Annotated in this window: 13 protein-coding genes; 7 read left to right on the top strand and 6 right to left on the bottom strand. The window is 66.0% G+C overall.

What is annotated here, in order from left to right; all coding sequences use genetic code 11:
* Positions 1 to 46 precede the first annotated feature (46 nt).
* Positions 47 to 709, top strand: a complete 663-nt coding sequence (locus ABE543_RS05545; protein WP_346475412.1) for a hypothetical protein — start codon at positions 47 to 49, stop codon at positions 707 to 709.
* A gap of 57 nt (positions 710 to 766) precedes the next feature.
* Positions 767 to 2,125 carry a GlcNAc-transferase family protein gene (locus ABE543_RS05540; RefSeq protein WP_346475411.1) on the top strand — a complete coding sequence of 453 codons (1,359 nt, stop codon included), beginning with the start codon at positions 767 to 769 and terminating at the stop codon, positions 2,123 to 2,125.
* Between the two features lie 41 nt (positions 2,126 to 2,166).
* Here the strand turns inward: ABE543_RS05540 and ABE543_RS05535 are convergent, their stop codons facing one another.
* The 4 genes from ABE543_RS05535 to ABE543_RS05520 are packed head-to-tail and all read right to left on the bottom strand — an operon-like array spanning position 2,167 to position 6,009.
* Positions 2,167 to 2,823, bottom strand: a complete 657-nt coding sequence (locus ABE543_RS05535) for a response regulator transcription factor (protein ID WP_074899758.1) — start codon at positions 2,821 to 2,823, stop codon at positions 2,167 to 2,169.
* 60 nt (positions 2,824 to 2,883) lie between these two features.
* Positions 2,884 to 3,939 (bottom strand): ABC transporter substrate-binding protein, encoded by a 1,056-nt coding sequence (locus ABE543_RS05530; RefSeq protein WP_346475410.1) that lies wholly within the window; start codon positions 3,937 to 3,939, stop codon positions 2,884 to 2,886.
* Positions 3,936 to 5,327: a sensor histidine kinase gene (locus tag ABE543_RS05525; RefSeq protein WP_346475409.1), complete on the bottom strand. Its 1,392-nt coding sequence runs from the start codon at positions 5,325 to 5,327 to the stop codon at positions 3,936 to 3,938. Before ABE543_RS05525 ends, ABE543_RS05530 begins: the two co-directional genes overlap by 4 nt.
* Entirely contained in the window at positions 5,320 to 6,009 is a 690-nt protein-coding gene (locus ABE543_RS05520) for a response regulator transcription factor (RefSeq protein ID WP_053517418.1), read from the bottom strand. Before ABE543_RS05520 ends, ABE543_RS05525 begins: the two co-directional genes overlap by 8 nt.
* A gap of 326 nt (positions 6,010 to 6,335) precedes the next feature.
* Between ABE543_RS05520 and ABE543_RS05515 the strand changes: the two genes are divergently transcribed.
* The 4 genes from ABE543_RS05515 (at position 6,336) to ABE543_RS05500 (ending at position 12,060) form a co-directional block, all read left to right on the top strand.
* Positions 6,336 to 7,475, top strand: coding sequence for a porin (locus ABE543_RS05515; RefSeq protein WP_065175123.1), 1,140 nt, complete (start codon positions 6,336 to 6,338; stop codon positions 7,473 to 7,475).
* A gap of 73 nt (positions 7,476 to 7,548) precedes the next feature.
* A complete protein-coding gene (locus ABE543_RS05510; protein WP_053517450.1) occupies positions 7,549 to 8,877 on the top strand; it encodes a CitMHS family transporter in 1,329 nt (442 codons plus the stop codon).
* Positions 8,878 to 8,902: 25 nt separating this feature from the next.
* Positions 8,903 to 9,643 carry an acetoacetyl-CoA reductase gene (phbB, locus tag ABE543_RS05505; protein ID WP_053517420.1) on the top strand — a complete coding sequence of 247 codons (741 nt, stop codon included), beginning with the start codon at positions 8,903 to 8,905 and terminating at the stop codon, positions 9,641 to 9,643.
* Between the two features lie 140 nt (positions 9,644 to 9,783).
* Positions 9,784 to 12,060 carry a TonB-dependent receptor gene (locus ABE543_RS05500; protein WP_197601244.1) on the top strand — a complete coding sequence of 759 codons (2,277 nt, stop codon included), beginning with the start codon at positions 9,784 to 9,786 and terminating at the stop codon, positions 12,058 to 12,060.
* Between the two features lie 81 nt (positions 12,061 to 12,141).
* Here the strand turns inward: ABE543_RS05500 and ABE543_RS05495 are convergent, their stop codons facing one another.
* Together ABE543_RS05495 and rsgA are read right to left on the bottom strand one after the other, a co-directional pair.
* Positions 12,142 to 13,395: a flavohemoglobin expression-modulating QEGLA motif protein gene (locus tag ABE543_RS05495; protein ID WP_065175125.1), complete on the bottom strand. Its 1,254-nt coding sequence runs from the start codon at positions 13,393 to 13,395 to the stop codon at positions 12,142 to 12,144.
* Between the two features lie 123 nt (positions 13,396 to 13,518).
* A complete protein-coding gene (gene rsgA, locus ABE543_RS05490; RefSeq protein WP_231107749.1) occupies positions 13,519 to 14,619 on the bottom strand; it encodes a ribosome small subunit-dependent GTPase A in 1,101 nt (366 codons plus the stop codon).
* Positions 14,620 to 14,743: 124 nt separating this feature from the next.
* Between rsgA and ABE543_RS05485 the strand changes: the two genes are divergently transcribed.
* The gene (locus ABE543_RS05485) at positions 14,744 to 16,018 is read left to right on the top strand and encodes a pyridoxal phosphate-dependent aminotransferase (RefSeq protein WP_065175207.1); all 1,275 of its coding nucleotides are present in this window, start codon (positions 14,744 to 14,746) and stop codon (positions 16,016 to 16,018) included.
* Position 16,019: the final 1 nt, after the last annotated feature.

Here is a 16,019-nt window from a genome sequence, read left to right as displayed (position 1 = left end):
ATTGCCCTCTGGATTGACTGCCGCGACCCACGACCGAGGATCCACCGTGCGCTTCCCTGACACATCCCGCTCAATCATGCCGTTCGCTCGTCTGGCCACTGCAATGCTGCTTTGCTTGTCCTGTGCAGGGTGCACCGACGACAGAACCTCAGACCCCAACGCCAGTCATCGAAATGCGGCGGCGGGACCGGAGCTCAATCAAGACGGATCAAATGCTGCCAGCACAGAACCGCCAACCAAGCGGCCGAGAACAGACATTCCGACGGCGACCATCCAGCATGCAGCATCATCACCCGGGCATCTGCGTTCAGAATCCATGCTCATGTTCGAGCATGGCATCTCAGGCCAGGCTGCTGAAGACCTCCTGCAGTCAAGCAGAAGCATGTCAGATGCGATGGATCGCATGGACAAGGACGCTGCGTCCATCCCCGAAGCGCAGGATCTGACCAGGCACTATCGGTCATCACTCACGCGCGCAATGGGTCAGAAGGCCGTACTGGAGCAGCTGTCATGCGGCCTGACCATCTGCCTCGGCATCGCCCGGGCCCGAAGCAACGCCGAGCATGAAGCCTGGGGCCGCAGGTTCGCATCGGATGCATCCTCACCTACCTTCAGCTACGCCGAAGCTTCTGAGAATCTTGGCTCGAGCTACCAGAACAGATTCATCTTCTCCACCGATCCTGCAGCGAACTCGATCGGCGGAAACTGATGGATCAATCAGACTGAAGCATCCCGTTGCATCAGGCCACGAACAACACCCTCTCCGATGAATTTGAAGAAAACAATCTTCGTGCAGATACCGAGCTATCGAGACCCACAGCTGGTGCCAACGCTGAAGGACATGATAGAAAACGCCACCTCGCCATCCCGGTTGCGCATTGTTGTCTGCTGGCAACATGGAGCAGAGCAGGGTATTCAGTTCTTCGAATCAGCTGGATTCGACCTGATCGATACAACAAGCGAAGAAGGCACAACGGTCCACCGCCTTCAGAGGCATGGGGCCAGCATCGAGTTGATCGACATAGATTACGTCCACGCCAAGGGATGCGGCTGGGCCAGAAACATGGCGCAGCAGCGCTATCGGGGTGAGGACTACAATCTTCAGATCGACTCACACCACCGCTTTTCAAGCGATTGGGACGCCAAGATGATGAGCCTGCTCGAGCTTCTGAAAGCGCGCTCACCAAAACCACTTCTGACAGGATATCCCCCCAGCTTCGATCCCGGCACCTACCCTAGGGGACGTCAGGAATTCTCCGCCGCAATGATCTTCGACGCGTTCTCACCAACTGCCGTAGTCAGATTGCGATCTGTCCCCCTTCCGCCCCCGGCCCATGGTGACATCGCGTTCGGAGCGAAATTCCTCGCCGGCGGATTCATCTTTTCAGATGGGAGCTTCATCCAAGAAGTAATGAGCGATCCCGACCACTTTTTCTGCACCGAAGAGATCGCAATGTCCGTGAGGGCATTCACCAAGGGATACGATTTCTTTCATCCGTATACGCCCTTGCTATGGCATCAGTACAACAACCCTGCCCGGAAGGTATGGGATGACCAATCCGAATCACCAGCGATCGAACGCATTGCCGGAATGACGCTCCAGGATCGCGCCGACCGGGCACTGGGAAAGACACTCGCGCTGCTGGATCTGTCCACGGAGTCCGGAGCGGATGACCTGGGCATCTTCGGCCTGGGCTCACAACGCACGCTGCGTCAGTACGAGCAACACACCGGGGTCAGCTTTCGCCTCCGGGCCGTTCGAAAGGAATCACTCACTCTCCATGAGCCGTCTGCCAGTTTTTCAGACGCTACCATGGAAGGCGAATGGGAGAAGAGCCTCATCTACTTCCGCTCAATGCGAGTCCATATTTCCCGCACCGATGATCGCCCGTCGTTCCCAGCCGCAGTGCTTGTCTCTTCCCACTCGGCGGATAACGCGAGACAGTCCATCCGCGAGCTGTCGAGACCTGAACTGAAAGCTCTCTCGAAAGAAGGCCGCGTCCAATACATCGACACTCTGAAAGTACCGCTAGACCGTCTGCCTGTCCGCTACGCCGTACATGCACGTAGCAGCGCACCGACAGATCATCAGCTTTCAGTTTTCGTTGAAGAGGTTCTTGCCTGACTGCAGCAGACGAAGCATCGCCGTCTGGATGCCTGCCTCCATCAGCCATTCAATCCTGTCCGCGCATCACCTTCCGGCTCAAGCGCCTTCACCAGCACCGCGGCCTGCGTGCGGCTGTGGCATTCGAGCTTCTTCAGGATCGCGGTGACATGCACCTTCACCGTGTTTTCGGCCAACCCCAGCGTGTAGGCAATCTGCTTGTTGAGCAGGCCATCGGCCAGGCACAGCAGCACCCGGAACTGCTGCGGTGTCAGCTGCGCCAGGCGGCTGGCCAGCAGTGCATCGGCCTCAGAACGCTCGGCCGCCATCGCCGGGAACCACAAGCCACCCTCCAGCACCGCCGTCACCGCCTCGCCAATGGTCTCGGCGGGCGCCGACTTCGGGATGAAACCAGCTGCGCCGAACTGCTGCGCGCGCCGGATCACCCGTGGATGATCGTTGGACGACAGGATCACCACCGGAATGTCCGGATGCGAGCCACGCACGTGCAGCAGCGCGGAGAAACCGTGGGCACCGGGCATGGTCAGGTCGAGCAGCACCAGGTCCACGTCAGGATGCGCATCCAGCGCCTCGGCGAGCGCTTCGGCACTGGCCACCTCGCGCACCTGGGCAAGCGGCAGGCTCTGCCGCAATGACTGCACCACCGCCGAACGCAGCAACGGGTGGTCATCGGCGATCAGGATGGTGTATTCGCTCATGCGGCCATTGTACGGGCAGCGCACTGCATCCGCCGGGCATGGCCCGGCGCTACCAGGGCATCAGCGCCCCGCCGGCTCCACGCTGCTGCGCCAGGCATCGAGGAACTGGCGCCGCTTGAGCGCGTCCAGGTAGACCAGCAGTCCCGGCCCGAGCTGGATCGGGCGCCGGCTGCGACCGGGCGCATCATCGCGCCGGGCATCGCTGCGCACGATCGGCATCAGCCGCGCCTCGCGCGACAGCACCTGCTGGCCACGCGGCGACAGCAGGTAATCGAGGAAACGCCGCGCCTCCTCCGGATGCGGACCGGTGCGCGGGATCACGGCCGTGCGCAGCACCACCAGCGTGTAGTCCTCCGGCTCGATGATGGCCAGTGGCGCGCCGGCATCGATGCGCGCCTGCGCGTACGAGCCGAGCACGTTGTAGACCAGCGACAGCTGGCCGCTGGCAACCTTGTCCAGCAGCACCCCGGTGCGCTCCTCGCGAACCACCTGGTTGTCGCCGAGCGCCCCGAGCAGCGCACCGGCAATGCTGCCACGCTGCGCATCCTGCGTGGCCAGCAGGTAGCCCACGCTGCTGCGTTCGATGTCGTAGGTGCCCACCCGTCCGCGCAGGGGCGCGCCTTCCGCGCGCAGCAGGTCCAGCAGCTGCCGGCGTGTATGCGGCACCTTGGCAGCAGGCAATGTGCGCGTGTTGTGGACCATCACCACCGGCTCGTAGCTGATCCCGAATGCCTCGCCCCGCCACTGTGCCCAGGCCGGCAGCGCCGCGGTCTGCGCCGAGCGGTGTGGCAGGGCATGACCGTCATTGACCAGCTTGGTCTGCAGGTCCATGCCGCTGGAGATCAGCAGATCCGGCGACGCAGGGCTGGTGCGGTCCTGCAGGTAACGCGCGTACAGATCCTGGGTGATGATGTCCTCGTACACCACTTCGGTGCCGGGATGCAGCCGCTGGTAGTCGGCGATCACCACGGCGAACACCTCGATGTCGGTGGTGCCGTGGATGCGCAGCTGGGCAGTGGCGGTCTCACGTGCGGGGAAACGGCGCACGTCGCCGGGTGCAGCCTGCGCAGGCAGAGCCAGCAGCAGCGCGATGACGGCGGCAAACAGGCGGATCATGGGTTGCTCCGGGGCAGGCGGATGGTGGCGATCAGCCCCCCTTGCGGGCGGTTGCTGAGGTCGATATGGCCTGCATGGCTGTCGATCACGCGTTTGACGATGGCCAGCCCCAGGCCGGCGCCACCGGATGGCACGCCTTCGCCACGGGCGAATCGCTCGAACACCCGTTCGGCGTCGGCCGCGGCGATGCCCGGGCCGTGGTCGGCAATGGTCAGCACCGCCTGGCCGCCCTCGACCGTCAGTGCGATCTGCAGCGGACCATCGCCGCCATACTTCAACGCATTGTCGACCAGGTTCTTGATCGCCTCGCGCAGCAGCAGCGCATCGCCGTGCACATGCACCTGCTCGGAAGTGACGGCCAGCTGCACGAGCGGCGCGGGACCGGCCTGCGGCAACGCATCGTGCAATGCCTGGTGCACGGTTTCTGCCAGATCCACCGGCGCGAACCGCTGCAGGTGCGAACGGTGGATCACGCTGGCATCGCTGAGCAGCTGGTTGAGCAGCCGGCTCATGTGCGTGGCATTGCGCTCGATGGCCTGCAGGCTGCGCCGCATGTCCTGCGGGTCGTCGTCATCCAGCGCCAGCTGCGCCTGCGCGCGCAGGGCGGCCAGCGGGGTACGCATCTGGTGCGCGGCTTCGGCCATGAACGCGCGCAGGGTCTCGTTGCTGCTCGACAGCCGCTCCATGAAGCGGTTCAGCGCCGCCACCATCTGGTCCATCTCACGGGGCACACGTGCATCCAGCGGCTTCAGGTCCGACGGTTCACGGCGCGAGAGTTCGCGTTCCACCCTCACCAGTGGCCGGAATGCACGGTGTACACCGAAGGCGACCAGCGCCAGCAGCAGACCGGACAGCACACCGATCGCCAGCAGCGACCGGTTGACCATGTCCTGCGCCACCGCCTCGCGCGCGCGCCGGGTCTGGCCGACCTGCACCAGCACCTCCCCCTGCGCGGACGCAGCAGCGAAGCTGCGGCCCACCACCACGAAGCGCACGGTCTCACCGCTGTAGCGCGCATCGAAGAACTGCGGTTGGCTTCCCGGGCGCCGGGGTGGCACCGGCAGGTCGCCGTAGCCAGTGATCAGCGTGCCGCGACTGTCCGCGACGCGGTAGAACACCCGGTCCTCCGGCGCCATCGCCAGCAGGTCGAGCGCCGCGTACGGCAGGTCGACCTGCCATTGGCCATCGGCCAGCGCCACCGAATCGGCGATGGACAGTGCAGAGGACGCCAGCAGGTGATCGTAGGAGCGATTGGCCGCACGCTGGCCGTAGTCGCGTGCGGCAAACAGCAGGGCGACTGCGAACACCGCCAGCAGCGCACCCAGATACAGCAGCAGGGTCCGCCGCAGCGAACCCGGCGCGGCCGCTGCCGGGCGCGCGTCAGCCATCGCTGTCCACGCCTTCGTCGCGGGCCTCGAGCAGGTAGCCGACGCCGCGCACGGTCGTGATGCGCAGCGGCGCGTCGGCGAGCTTCCTGCGCAGGCGGCCGACATAGAGCTCGATTGCGTTCGGCCCGGCCTCGTCGTCGAAGCCGAACAGGCCGTTGCCGATCTCATCCTTGCCGACCACGTGGCCCAACCGGCCGACCAGGATTTCCAGCAGACGGTACTCGCGGTTGGGCAGCTCGATGGGCTCACCATCCAGGGTGACCCGATGCGCGGCATTGTCGAACTGGAAGCCGCCCACCTGCACCACCTCACTGGCCTGGCCGCGGGCCCGTCGCAGCAGCACGCGGCAACGCGCCTCGAACTCGCGGAAGTCGAAGGGCTTGCCGAGATAATCATCGGCACCCACGTCCAGCGCCTGCACGCGGTCCTCGATGCCGTCGCGCGCGGTCAGCATCAGCACCGGCGTGCTGTCGCCGCGCTCGCGCATGCCGGCCAGCACGCGTAGCCCATCAAGCTTGGGCAGGCCGATATCCAGCACCACCAGATCGAAACTCTGGTAGCGCAGCACGCTTGCGGCGGCCAGGCCATCGGCCTGCCAATCCACCGCGTGCCCACTGCGGCGCATGCGACGGATGATCGCATCGGCCAGATCCGGGTTGTCTTCAACCAGCAGCAGGCGCATGGGGACAAGCGTGGGAGGGGAAGCGAATGCTACCGCATGCCGCCCGGCCTGCCCGCCGGGCGTGGCCTGGCGCTACCCGGGCGTCGCGGGGGGGGATGGATGGACCGGCGCGATCGGGGAGCCTGCACGGGGGTAGCGCCGGGCCATGCCCGGCAAGCGCAGCGGCCGCTTTTACGCTGCAACGCACAAACCGCTGACAGGCGGATGACAGCTTGCGCGACCCAGACTGCGGCCGCGCACCATCCGGTGCCCACGATTGCCGCGCGCCTGGCGCGCACCTGGGAGGGTTTGTGGAATTCACGTTTGCCTGGCCGCGTTCCGCCGCCATGATGGCCCTGGCTGCGTTGGCCGCGCCGGCCTTTGCCGCTGATGACGAGCGGCCGGTCACCGCCACGCTGGGCGGTCGCCTGCACCTGGACTTCGCCACGTTCGACAATGACAACCGCGGTACGCCGAACAAGGATGACACCGAGATCCGCCGCGCCTGGCTGGATGTCTCCGGCAGGTTCTTCGTGGTTGACTACAAGATGGAAGCCGACTTCTCCGGCGACCGTGTAGAAGCCAAGGACGTCTACCTGGCACGCAGCTTCGGCAAGGCCGGCAAGCTGACGGTCGGCCAGTTCAAGCAGTACTTCTCGCTGGATGACCGCACCAGCTCCAACTACGGCAGCTTCCTGGAGCGCGGCAATGCCGGTACCACGCTGGCGCCGCTGTACCGGCTGGGTGCCTCGTGGCAGGCCAATCCGGGTGACTTCACCTGGGCCGCCAGCGTCTATAGCCTGGAGAGCATCGATGCCTGGCAGGTGAAGGGGCGCGCCGCCGGCGGCCGCGTGACCTGGGCGCCCTCGCCCAGCGACGGCGATGTACTGCACCTGGGCCTGTCGCTGGCCCGTGAGGCGTACGACAACCCTGGCGCCAACGGTGTGCCGGCACTGCGCATCCGCCCGCGCCCCGCCGGCCATCTGTCCGATGAGAGCCGCCTGACCCTGGTCGATTTCTCCGCAGGCCGCGATACCGACGTCAACAAGTGGTCGCTGGAGTACGCCCAGGTCCGCGGCCCGTTGTCATGGCAGGGCGAGTTCAGCGGTGCGACCTTCGATGACGGCGCCCAGCGCGGCGACGTCATGGCCGGCTACGGCATGCTCAGCTGGTTCGTTACCGGCGAGAGCCGCGCCTACGACCGCAAGACCGGCCGCTTCGCACGGGTGAAGGACATCCGCCACAAGGCCGGTGCCTTTGAAGTCGCGCTGCGCTACGACCGGATGTGGGGCGCGCAGCACCTCGACGGCGCTCCCGACCTGCGCCGCGGCAGCACCGAAGCCTGGACGCTCGGCGGCAACTGGTACCTGCGCGACAACCTGCGATTCATGCTCAACGTCATCGAAAGCCGCAACCGTGACCGCCTGGCCGGGATCACGGTGGACCGCACGCGCGCCGTGACCGGCCGCCTGCAGTACGACTTCTGAGCCTCTTCCGCGCCCCCCTCCGCACCCGCCCCTCCCTTTCCCACGTCCTGTTTTCTCAAGGAGTCCGCAGATGATGCTGAGCATCCTCGGCTTTGGCATGGTCATTACATTCATGTACTTGATCATGAGCAAGCGGCTGTCACCGCTGGTGGCCCTGATCACCATCCCGATCCTGTTCGCGCTGATCGGTGGCTTTGGCGCCGGCATCGACGAAATGATGCTGGAAGGCATCAAGAAGATCGCGCCGACCGGCGTGATGCTGATGTTCGCCATCCTCTACTTCGGCGTGATGATCGACGCGGGACTGTTCGATCCGCTGGTGCGGGTGATCCTGCGCTTCGTCAAGGGCGATCCGATGAAGATCGTGCTCGGCACCGCCGTGCTGGCGATGCTGATCTCGCTCGATGGCGATGGCTCGACCACGTACATGATCACGGTCTCGGCAATGCTGCCGCTGTATCAGCGGCTGGGCATGAACGCGCTGAACATGACCTGCGTGACCATCCTCGCCGGTGGCGTGATGAACCTGACTCCGTGGGGCGGCCCGACCGCACGCGCCGCCACCGCACTGCACGTTGATCCTGCTGATGTGTTCGTGCCGCTGATCCCGTCGATGGTGATCGCCTGCGCGGGCGTGCTGCTGCTGGCGTGGTACCTGGGCCTGAAGGAACGCCGCCGGCTGGGCGTGGTGACGCTGCCCAAGGGCGGCAGCTGGATGGACAGCAGCGTGTCCGACGACAGCAATGCGCTGCCGACGGTCGAGGATGCCGAGGACATCAAGCGGCCCAAGCTGCTGTGGGTGAACCTGGTGCTGACCCTGGTCCTGATGACCGCGCTGATCGTCGGCGTGCTGCCGATGCCGGTGCTGTTCATGGTCGGCTTCGCCATTGCCCTGGTGATCAACTACCCGAACCTGGCCGAGCAGCGCCGTCGCGTGGTCAACCACGCCGGCAACGTGCTGTCGGTGGTGTCGCTGATCTTCGCGGCGGGCATCTTCACCGGCATCCTCAACAACACCGGCATGGTCGAGGCGATGTCGCACAGCTTCCTGGCGGTGATTCCGGATTCGTGGGGCCCCTATCTGGCGGTGATCACTGCCGTGGCCTCGATGCCGTTCACCTTCTTCATGTCCAACGACGCGTTCTACTTCGGCGTGTTGCCGATCCTGTCCGAAGCCGCTGGCAACTACGGCATCACGCCGGTGGAAATGGCCCGCGCCTCGCTGGCCGGCCAGCCGGTGCATCTGCTCAGCCCACTGGTGCCCTCCACCTACCTGCTGGTGGGCCTGGCCAAGGTCGAGTTCGCCGACCACCAGAAATTCACCCTGAAATGGGCCATCGCCATCTCGCTGCTGCTGATGGTCGGCAGCCTGCTGTTCGGCCTGTATCCCCTCGCCGCCTGATCCCGTTACCAAGGAGCGTTCCGCAATGACTCTTCGCATCGCTTACGTCACCAGCGGCATGGGCAGTGTCGGCACTGCCATCTGCCAGAGCCTGGCCCGCGCCGGCCATACGGTTGTTGCCGGCTGTGCGCCGAACTCGCCGCGCAAGGCCAACTGGCTTCGCGAGCAGCGCGAGCAGGGCTTTGACTTCATCGCCTCCGAGGGCAATGCCACCGACTGGGCCTCGACCAGCGCCGCCTTCGCCAAAGTGCGCGCGGAAGTGGGTGAAGTGGACGTGCTGGTCAACAACTCCGGCGGCAGCCGCGACCTGCTGTTCCGGCAGATGACGGTGGAGGACTGGAATGCGGTGATCGCCTCCAACCTCAACGCGCTCTTCAACCTGACCAAGCAGGTGGTCGATGGCATGGCCACGCGGGGCTGGGGACGCATCATCAACATCGGCTCGGTCAGCGCCCACAAGGGGCAGATCGGCCAGGTGAACTACGCCACCGCCAAGGCCGCCATGCATGGCTTCAGCCGGGCGCTTGCCGCTGAAGTAGCGTCACGCGGAGTGACGGTCAACACGCTCTCGCCGGGCTACATCGCCAGCCAGGCCATCAGCAGTTTCCCCCCGGATGTCCTGGACCGCCTGGCCGCATCGGTGCCGGTACGGCGCCTGGGCCGTCCGGAAGAAGTCGCCGGCCTGTGCGCCTGGCTGGCCTCGGACGAGGCGTCGTATGTGACCGGCGCCGATTATCCGGTCAATGGTGGGCTGTACATGGGCTAATGAGCCGCCCTGGGTGCGCCGCCAACGCGGCGGCGCGTACCCGCATGGGTGTTCCGTAAAGAAGCTTTCATGTTCCGTTCGCATAGTGGGGCGGCATCGCGCACGCACGCCGGTGCCCATCCCCCATGCAACGGACCACCATGCAGACTCGACACCTGACGATCGCCGTAGCGATCGCGCTTTCCGCCGCTACCAGCGCCTCCGCCGCCGATACCGACGCCGCGCCCAGCGCGCAGACGCTGGATACCGTCTCGGTGATCGGCCAGGGCGAGACCCGTCAGGTGCAGCGCATCACCAGCGTCGACAAGCAGGTGCTCCCGCCAGGCACCAGCGGCCAGAAGATCCTCGATCGGTTGCCGGGCGTCTCGGTGCAGTCCAACGATGCGTTCGGCGCCAATGAGGAATCGCAGACCATCAGCCTGCGCGGATTCGACAAGAGCCGGCTGGGCTATACCCTCGATGGCATTCCGCTGGGCGACAACAGCTACGGCAACTACAACGGCCTGAGCATCGCCCGTGCGCTGATCGCCGAAAACCTGGCCGGCGCCGAGCTGTCGCAGGGCATCGGTTCACTCGGCGTGGCCTCGACCAGCAATCTCGGCGGCACCATCCAGTACTTCTCGTCCGATCCGTCCACCGAGTTCGGCGGCCGTGCCAGCGTCACCGTCGGCGACGACAATCAGCGCCGTGGTTACCTGCGCGTGGATACGGGCGACCTCAACGGCTTCTCTGCGTATGTCTCCGGCGTTCACCAGGACCAGGACATGTGGGCCGCGCCGCATCAGAACCAGACCACCCGCCAGTTCAATGCCAAGGCCGTGTGGAACGTGGGCGACCATCGTTTTGGCGCGTTCGTGGCGACCTCGCGTGCCAGCCAGGCCAACTACGCCTACCTGTCCAAGGACATGCTGGCCAGGGGCCTGGGCTGGGACTGGAACATCTATGCGCCGGACTGGAACCGCGCGGTGGCCGCCGCCTACTGCGCGCCGGCTACGCGTGATCCGGCGCGATGTGCCTACAGCGGCGGCGTGACCAGCATCGACGATGCGTACTACCAGAGCCGTGCGCTGCGCGATGACAACCTGTACTCGATCGATGCCGACCTTCGCCTGGGCGAGCAGGGCCGCCTGAAGCTGCTGGCCTACCACCATGACAACCGCGGCCAGGGTCACTGGTGGGCGCCGGGCCAGCCGTCCTACCCCGGCACCGACCGGATGCTGCCGATCTCCATCCGCAGCACCAACTACACGATCAACCGCGACGGCGTGACCGCAGCGCTGTCATGGACGGCTGGCATCCACCAGCTGGAAGCCGGCCTGTGGTACGAGCAGAACGACCACAACGTGTCGCGCAATTTCTACTACATCAGCGGTCCGTTCCTGGACGACCTGTACCTGAAGAATCCGGACCGCCTGCTGTTCAACCAGGACTACGACATCCGCACGCAGCAGTTCTACGTGCAGGACCGCATGCGCTTCCTCGACCAGCGCCTGACCGTTGATGTCGGCATCAAGAGCCCGAACACCCGCATGCGTGCCACGGCCCGCCCGGGCGTGGAAACCCGCCTGGCGTCCGGCACGCTGACGGCCAAGGAGTCGGTGCTGCCGCAGCTGGGCGTGGGCTTCAAGCTCAACGCCAACAACGAGCTGTTCGCCTCGTACGCCGAGAACATCGCCGCCTTCGTCGGTGGTGGCAGTGGCGGCCCGTTACAGGTGGCACCGGAATCGTTCGCTGCCAGCGCCGACCTGGAACCGGAAAAGTCGAAGAGCCTGGAGGCCGGTTTCCGCACGTTCGGCGAGAAGTACCAGGCCTCGATCGCCGCCTACAACGTCACGTTCGACAACCGCCTGCTGTCACTGAACCCGTGCTCCAGCATCGAAGTGGGCACCCGACCGGAGTGCGTGACACGCTTCATCAACGTCGGCTCGGTGAAGAGCCACGGCGCGGAACTGACCTTCATCCTCAAGCCGGTCGATGGCCTGCAGTGGTACAACGCGCTGTCCTGGAACAAGACCACCTACGAAGATGACTACATCTCCGGCGGCGCGGTGGTGCCGGTGGCCGGCAAGATCACGGTGGACACGCCGCAGCGCATGGCCTCCAGCGAAATCAGCTGGAACCGCGATGGCTTCTTCGCCAGCCTGCGTGCCAAGTACACCGGCAAGCGTTATTACACCTACACCAACGATCAGTCGGTGCCGGGCGTGACCACCTTCGATGCGGGTGCCGGCTATGACTTCGGCCCTGGGCTGGGACTGCGCAACGTGCGGGTCTCGTTGAACGCGACCAATCTGACCAACAAGCGCTACGCCGGCCAGCTGAGCTCGTTCGCGCCGACCGATCCGGAAGGCAAGCGCTACGCGATCCACGCCAGCGCGCCGCGGCAGGTGTTCATGACGGTGGCGGCGGAGTTCTAAGTCAGAAGCGGGCGCTGCGGCGCATCGAGTGTTCCTGCATGGCGCGGGCAGGCAGGCCCATGCAGGATCCGCCAACGCATGTCACTCCGGCGCCAGCTGGTCCATCCGTATCCGGTTGGCAAACAGCGAAAACGCCAGCATGCCGGCCAGGCCATTGGCCCGGCTGACCCAGTGCGGCAGCCAGCGCGGTGGCTTCAACACCCCGGCCTGGAACAACGGTGCGAACGCGATGGCGTCCTGCAGGCTCATCTTGCCCGCGAACAGCCACCGGCAGACCTGCAGGCGATCCTCGGCCAGCATGTGGCGGAAGAAGGTGTGCACCGAAACCAGCCCGCGCAGGTACACGGTGTCCTTGGTGAAGGCCAGCCCGCCGCCGGGGGGCACCCCGCGGAACACGCGCTGGGCCGATGCGAAGCTCTCTTCCGGGTTCTGCCCGGCATCGCAGAAGTAGCGGAACACCTCGATGAAGTCGGCGCCCTCGCGGGCCATCGCGATGGCTTCGGTACGCAGGCTGATCCGCTTCAGGCGCTCGATGTCGATGCTGCCGGTGATCTGCTCGGCAAACGTGGCCAACCCTTCCTGGGTAGCCGTCACCCGGGGTGAGGACAAGGCCAGGCTGGGCAGCACCGGTTGCTCCCGGCCATTCAACGCGGTCAGCGAATGCACCAGTGCTTCGTGATGGAACAGCTGTGCACGATCGTAGGCGCTGAAACGCGCACTGGTACGCAGGCGGATCCGCGTCGGTCCGGCGGCCGCCTTGGACACCAGTTCCGGGTCCAGCTGCACCTGGATGATCCGCGATTCGAAGAAGGCATCCAGATCGTTCTGCAGCTGCAGTTGCAGCGCGATCGCAGACACCGGCACCTGTTCTTCCGGCGCCAGTAGTTCATGGTCCAGCTCGGCCGCGATCTGGATGAAATGGCGCGCTGCATCGCGCGTGCTCGGGCCATTGCCCGGCAAGGGCTGTTCGGGGGCGCCGAACAGCTGCACCGAACAGGTGTCCACCGCTGCGGTACCCAGGCCCTCCAGCAGGCGTGCGGCCAGGTCCCAGCTGTGCGCGGACTGCTGCACGTAGTGACCCAAGGGATGCCCCGCGTCGCAGTCGGCGGCGATGGCTGCCAAGGTGCGGCGTTCCTCGCTGAAATCCAGCTTCGGGTAGTCCACCTTCGGCAACTGCGGCTGCCCGCGCGCAACGCTGTCCAGGAACGGTGCCTGCACCGTCGCCGGCCAGCTGGTCAGGCCCAGCAGGCGGATGCCACCCACGGCCTCGACCAGCCGCGCATCGAGCGCCGCATGGTGGGCCACCTCGCGATCCAGCACGGCGGTCGTTTCCATGCGCGGACTATAGCGCCCTGCCCGGCCGTGCGCTGTCCTCCGCGCGCCCAGCATCAGTGAAGGCGTTACCCCGGCAACCCGGGATGAATCTCCATGCAGCCGCGCCCGTGGCCGGCTGCCTCATCAACGACGTCGCGGCTTTCCTGCCGGACGGAACTGCTGGCCCTTGCCTTTCCTGCCACCACGTTCCTGCGCGGTCTCGGCCTGGCGCACGGCCAGCTTGGCGGCGGCGGCCGCCACTTCTTCCTTCAACTTGAAGTAGTTCAGCAGCCGGCTTTCCTCGATCTCACCCGCGTCGATGGCCGCCCGTACCGCACAACCGGGCTCCTGGTGATGCGAGCAGTCGCGGAAGCGGCACTGTTCGGCCAGTGCTTCGATATCGGCGAAGCCCCCTTCGGCCAGCGTCTCCTCGCCGGTCGGCTTGAGCTCGCGCATGCCGGGCGTGTCGATCAGGCAGGCGCCGGTCGGCAACGGCATCAGCGCACGATGAGTGGTGGTATGACGCCCGCGTGAGTCGTTGGCGCGCACCGCGTTGGTCTTCATCCGCTGCTCGCCAAGCAGCGTGTTGGTCAGCGTGGATTTGCCGGCGCCGGAGGAGCCCACCAGCACCACGGTGCGGCCCGGGCCCAACCACGGCTGCAGCACAGCCACGCTGTCAGCATCCAGGCCATTGATGGCATGCAGGGCGATCCCCTGCATTTCCAGTTCTTCCAGCACCGCCAGCGCATCTTCGCTGTATTCGGTCTGGTCGGCCTTGGTCAGCACCACCACCGGTTCGGCACCGCCGCCGCCCACCAGCAACAGGTAGCGCTCGATACGGCGCGGATTGAAGTCCGCATCCAGCCCGCAGACGATGAACACCGTATCGATGTTGGCCGCGATCACCTGCTGGTGATAATGCTCGCCGGCGGCACCGCGCTTGATCGCGGTGCGACGTGGCAGCAGCGCCAGGATGCGGATGCCGTCGAGCAGCACCCAGTCGCCGACCGCCGGCCGCTCATGGCTGGGAAAGCGTGGCCGCTGCCATTCCGGCAGCGATTCGGCCTTGATCGCAGCGTCCGGGGCGTCGGCCACGACATAGTGCGTACGGTGCTGCTCGATCACCCGGGCCGGGCGTGCCTGCGGGTGCTCGGCCATCATGGCCTGCCAGTCGGCCTGCTGCGCCGGGCCCGGCCAGGGCCAGCCGATGGTCTGCAGGGCGGTGAAATCGGGGGTCTGGGTCATCGCCTCCATTCTACCCGTGCCAACGCCGCTCCAGCCCAGCAGCGGTGGGCCCTGGGGGCCTTGCCATGCAGTGCAGCAATTCCGCTACCATGGAACCTCCATGCCATCCGACGGCTCACCGACCATGTCAACCTCCGCGCCCAAGCCCCTGGCCACCCGCGAGCGCCTTTCCGAAGTGCGCTACGAAATCCGCGGAGAACTGGCCCGGCGAGCCCGGGAGCTGGAGGCGCAGGGCCGCAAGCTGATCAAGCTCAACATCGGCAACCCCGGCAATTTCGGCTTCCGTGCCCCGGAACACCTGCAGCGCGCGATCGCCGACGACATGGGTCGCACCGATCCCTATACCCACCAGCAGGGCCTGCCGGTGGCGCGCGAGGCGATCGCTGCCTACTACACCCGTCGCGGCGCTCCCGACGCGCACCCGGACCGTGTGTTCGTCGGCAACGGCGTCAGCGAACTGATCGACCTGTCGCTGCGTGCGCTGCTCAACCCCGGCGATGAAGTGCTGGTGCCGTCCCCGGACTACCCGTTGTGGTCGGCCTCCACCATCCTCAACGACGGCCGGCCGGTGTACTACCGTTGCGCCGCCGAGAACGGCTTCCAGCCGGACCCGAGCGAGATCGAGACCCTGGTGTCCTCGCGCACCCGCGCGATCGTGCTGATCAATCCGAACAATCCCAGTGGCGCCAGCTACCCGCGCGAACTGCTTGAACGCGTGGTGGACATCGCGCGCCGGCACAACCTGCTGCTGCTGGTCGACGAGATCTACGACCAGATCCTGTATGACGAGGCGGTGTTCCAGCCGGTCGCACCGCTGGCGGGCGACCATCCGTGCCTGACCTTCAGCGGGCTGAGCAAGGTGCATCGCGCCTGCGGCTGGCGCGTGGGTTGGGCGCACCTCAGCGGCGATGACGCACGCCTGGGCGACTTCCGCGCGGCGATGGACCTGCTCAGCGCGCTGCGCCTGTGCGCTAATGTGCCCGGCCAGTACGCCATCGAGGCTGCGGTGAACGGGCCCGACACCATTTCGGCACTGTGTGCCCCGGGCGGGCGCCTGTACGAAACCCGCCGCGCGGTGATCGAAGCATGCGAGGCCAGCGAGCATCTGTCGCTGGTGGCCCCCGCCGGCGCGCTGTATGCCTTCCCGGCGGTGGTCGGCGCTGCCGCCAAGGGCTTCGACGATCACACCTTCGCCCTGGACCTGATGGACAACGAGGGCGTGCTGGTGGTGCCCGGTTCCAGCTTCAACGTGCCCTACCGCAACCACTTCCGCGTAACCCTGCTGCCGGAGGCCTCGGTGATGCGCGATGTGTTCGCCCGCATCGACCGCGTGCTGGCCCGCCGCGCCGAGGATGCAACCAAGGTCGTACCGATCAAGCCACGCCGTTCGGTGGCCTGAG

Source organism: Stenotrophomonas sp. TWI169 (assembly GCF_039674705.1).
Classification (GTDB): domain Bacteria; phylum Pseudomonadota; class Gammaproteobacteria; order Xanthomonadales; family Xanthomonadaceae; genus Stenotrophomonas; species Stenotrophomonas maltophilia_P.
This window is presented reverse-complemented; position numbering and strand designations above follow the sequence as displayed.

What these genes read in the sequence shown, in the direction of transcription:
- ABE543_RS05515 (WP_065175123.1), top strand. Translation starts at nt 6,336, where the DNA reads ATGATGGCCCTGGCTGCGTTGGCCGCGCCGGCCTTTGCCGCTGATGAC.
- ABE543_RS05525 (WP_346475409.1), bottom strand. Translation starts at nt 5,327, where the DNA reads ATGGCTGACGCGCGCCCGGCAGCGGCCGCGCCGGGTTCGCTGCGGCGG.
- ABE543_RS05500 (WP_197601244.1), top strand. Translation starts at nt 9,784, where the DNA reads ATGCAGACTCGACACCTGACGATCGCCGTAGCGATCGCGCTTTCCGCC.
- ABE543_RS05530 (WP_346475410.1), bottom strand. Translation starts at nt 3,939, where the DNA reads ATGATCCGCCTGTTTGCCGCCGTCATCGCGCTGCTGCTGGCTCTGCCT.
- ABE543_RS05540 (WP_346475411.1), top strand. Translation starts at nt 767, where the DNA reads ATGAATTTGAAGAAAACAATCTTCGTGCAGATACCGAGCTATCGAGAC.
- ABE543_RS05520 (WP_053517418.1), bottom strand. Translation starts at nt 6,009, where the DNA reads ATGCGCCTGCTGCTGGTTGAAGACAACCCGGATCTGGCCGATGCGATC.
- ABE543_RS05485 (WP_065175207.1), top strand. Translation starts at nt 14,744, where the DNA reads ATGTCAACCTCCGCGCCCAAGCCCCTGGCCACCCGCGAGCGCCTTTCC.
- rsgA (WP_231107749.1), bottom strand. Translation starts at nt 14,619, where the DNA reads ATGACCCAGACCCCCGATTTCACCGCCCTGCAGACCATCGGCTGGCCC.
- phbB (WP_053517420.1), top strand. Translation starts at nt 8,903, where the DNA reads ATGACTCTTCGCATCGCTTACGTCACCAGCGGCATGGGCAGTGTCGGC.
- ABE543_RS05510 (WP_053517450.1), top strand. Translation starts at nt 7,549, where the DNA reads ATGCTGAGCATCCTCGGCTTTGGCATGGTCATTACATTCATGTACTTG.
- ABE543_RS05535 (WP_074899758.1), bottom strand. Translation starts at nt 2,823, where the DNA reads ATGAGCGAATACACCATCCTGATCGCCGATGACCACCCGTTGCTGCGT.
- ABE543_RS05495 (WP_065175125.1), bottom strand. Translation starts at nt 13,395, where the DNA reads ATGGAAACGACCGCCGTGCTGGATCGCGAGGTGGCCCACCATGCGGCG.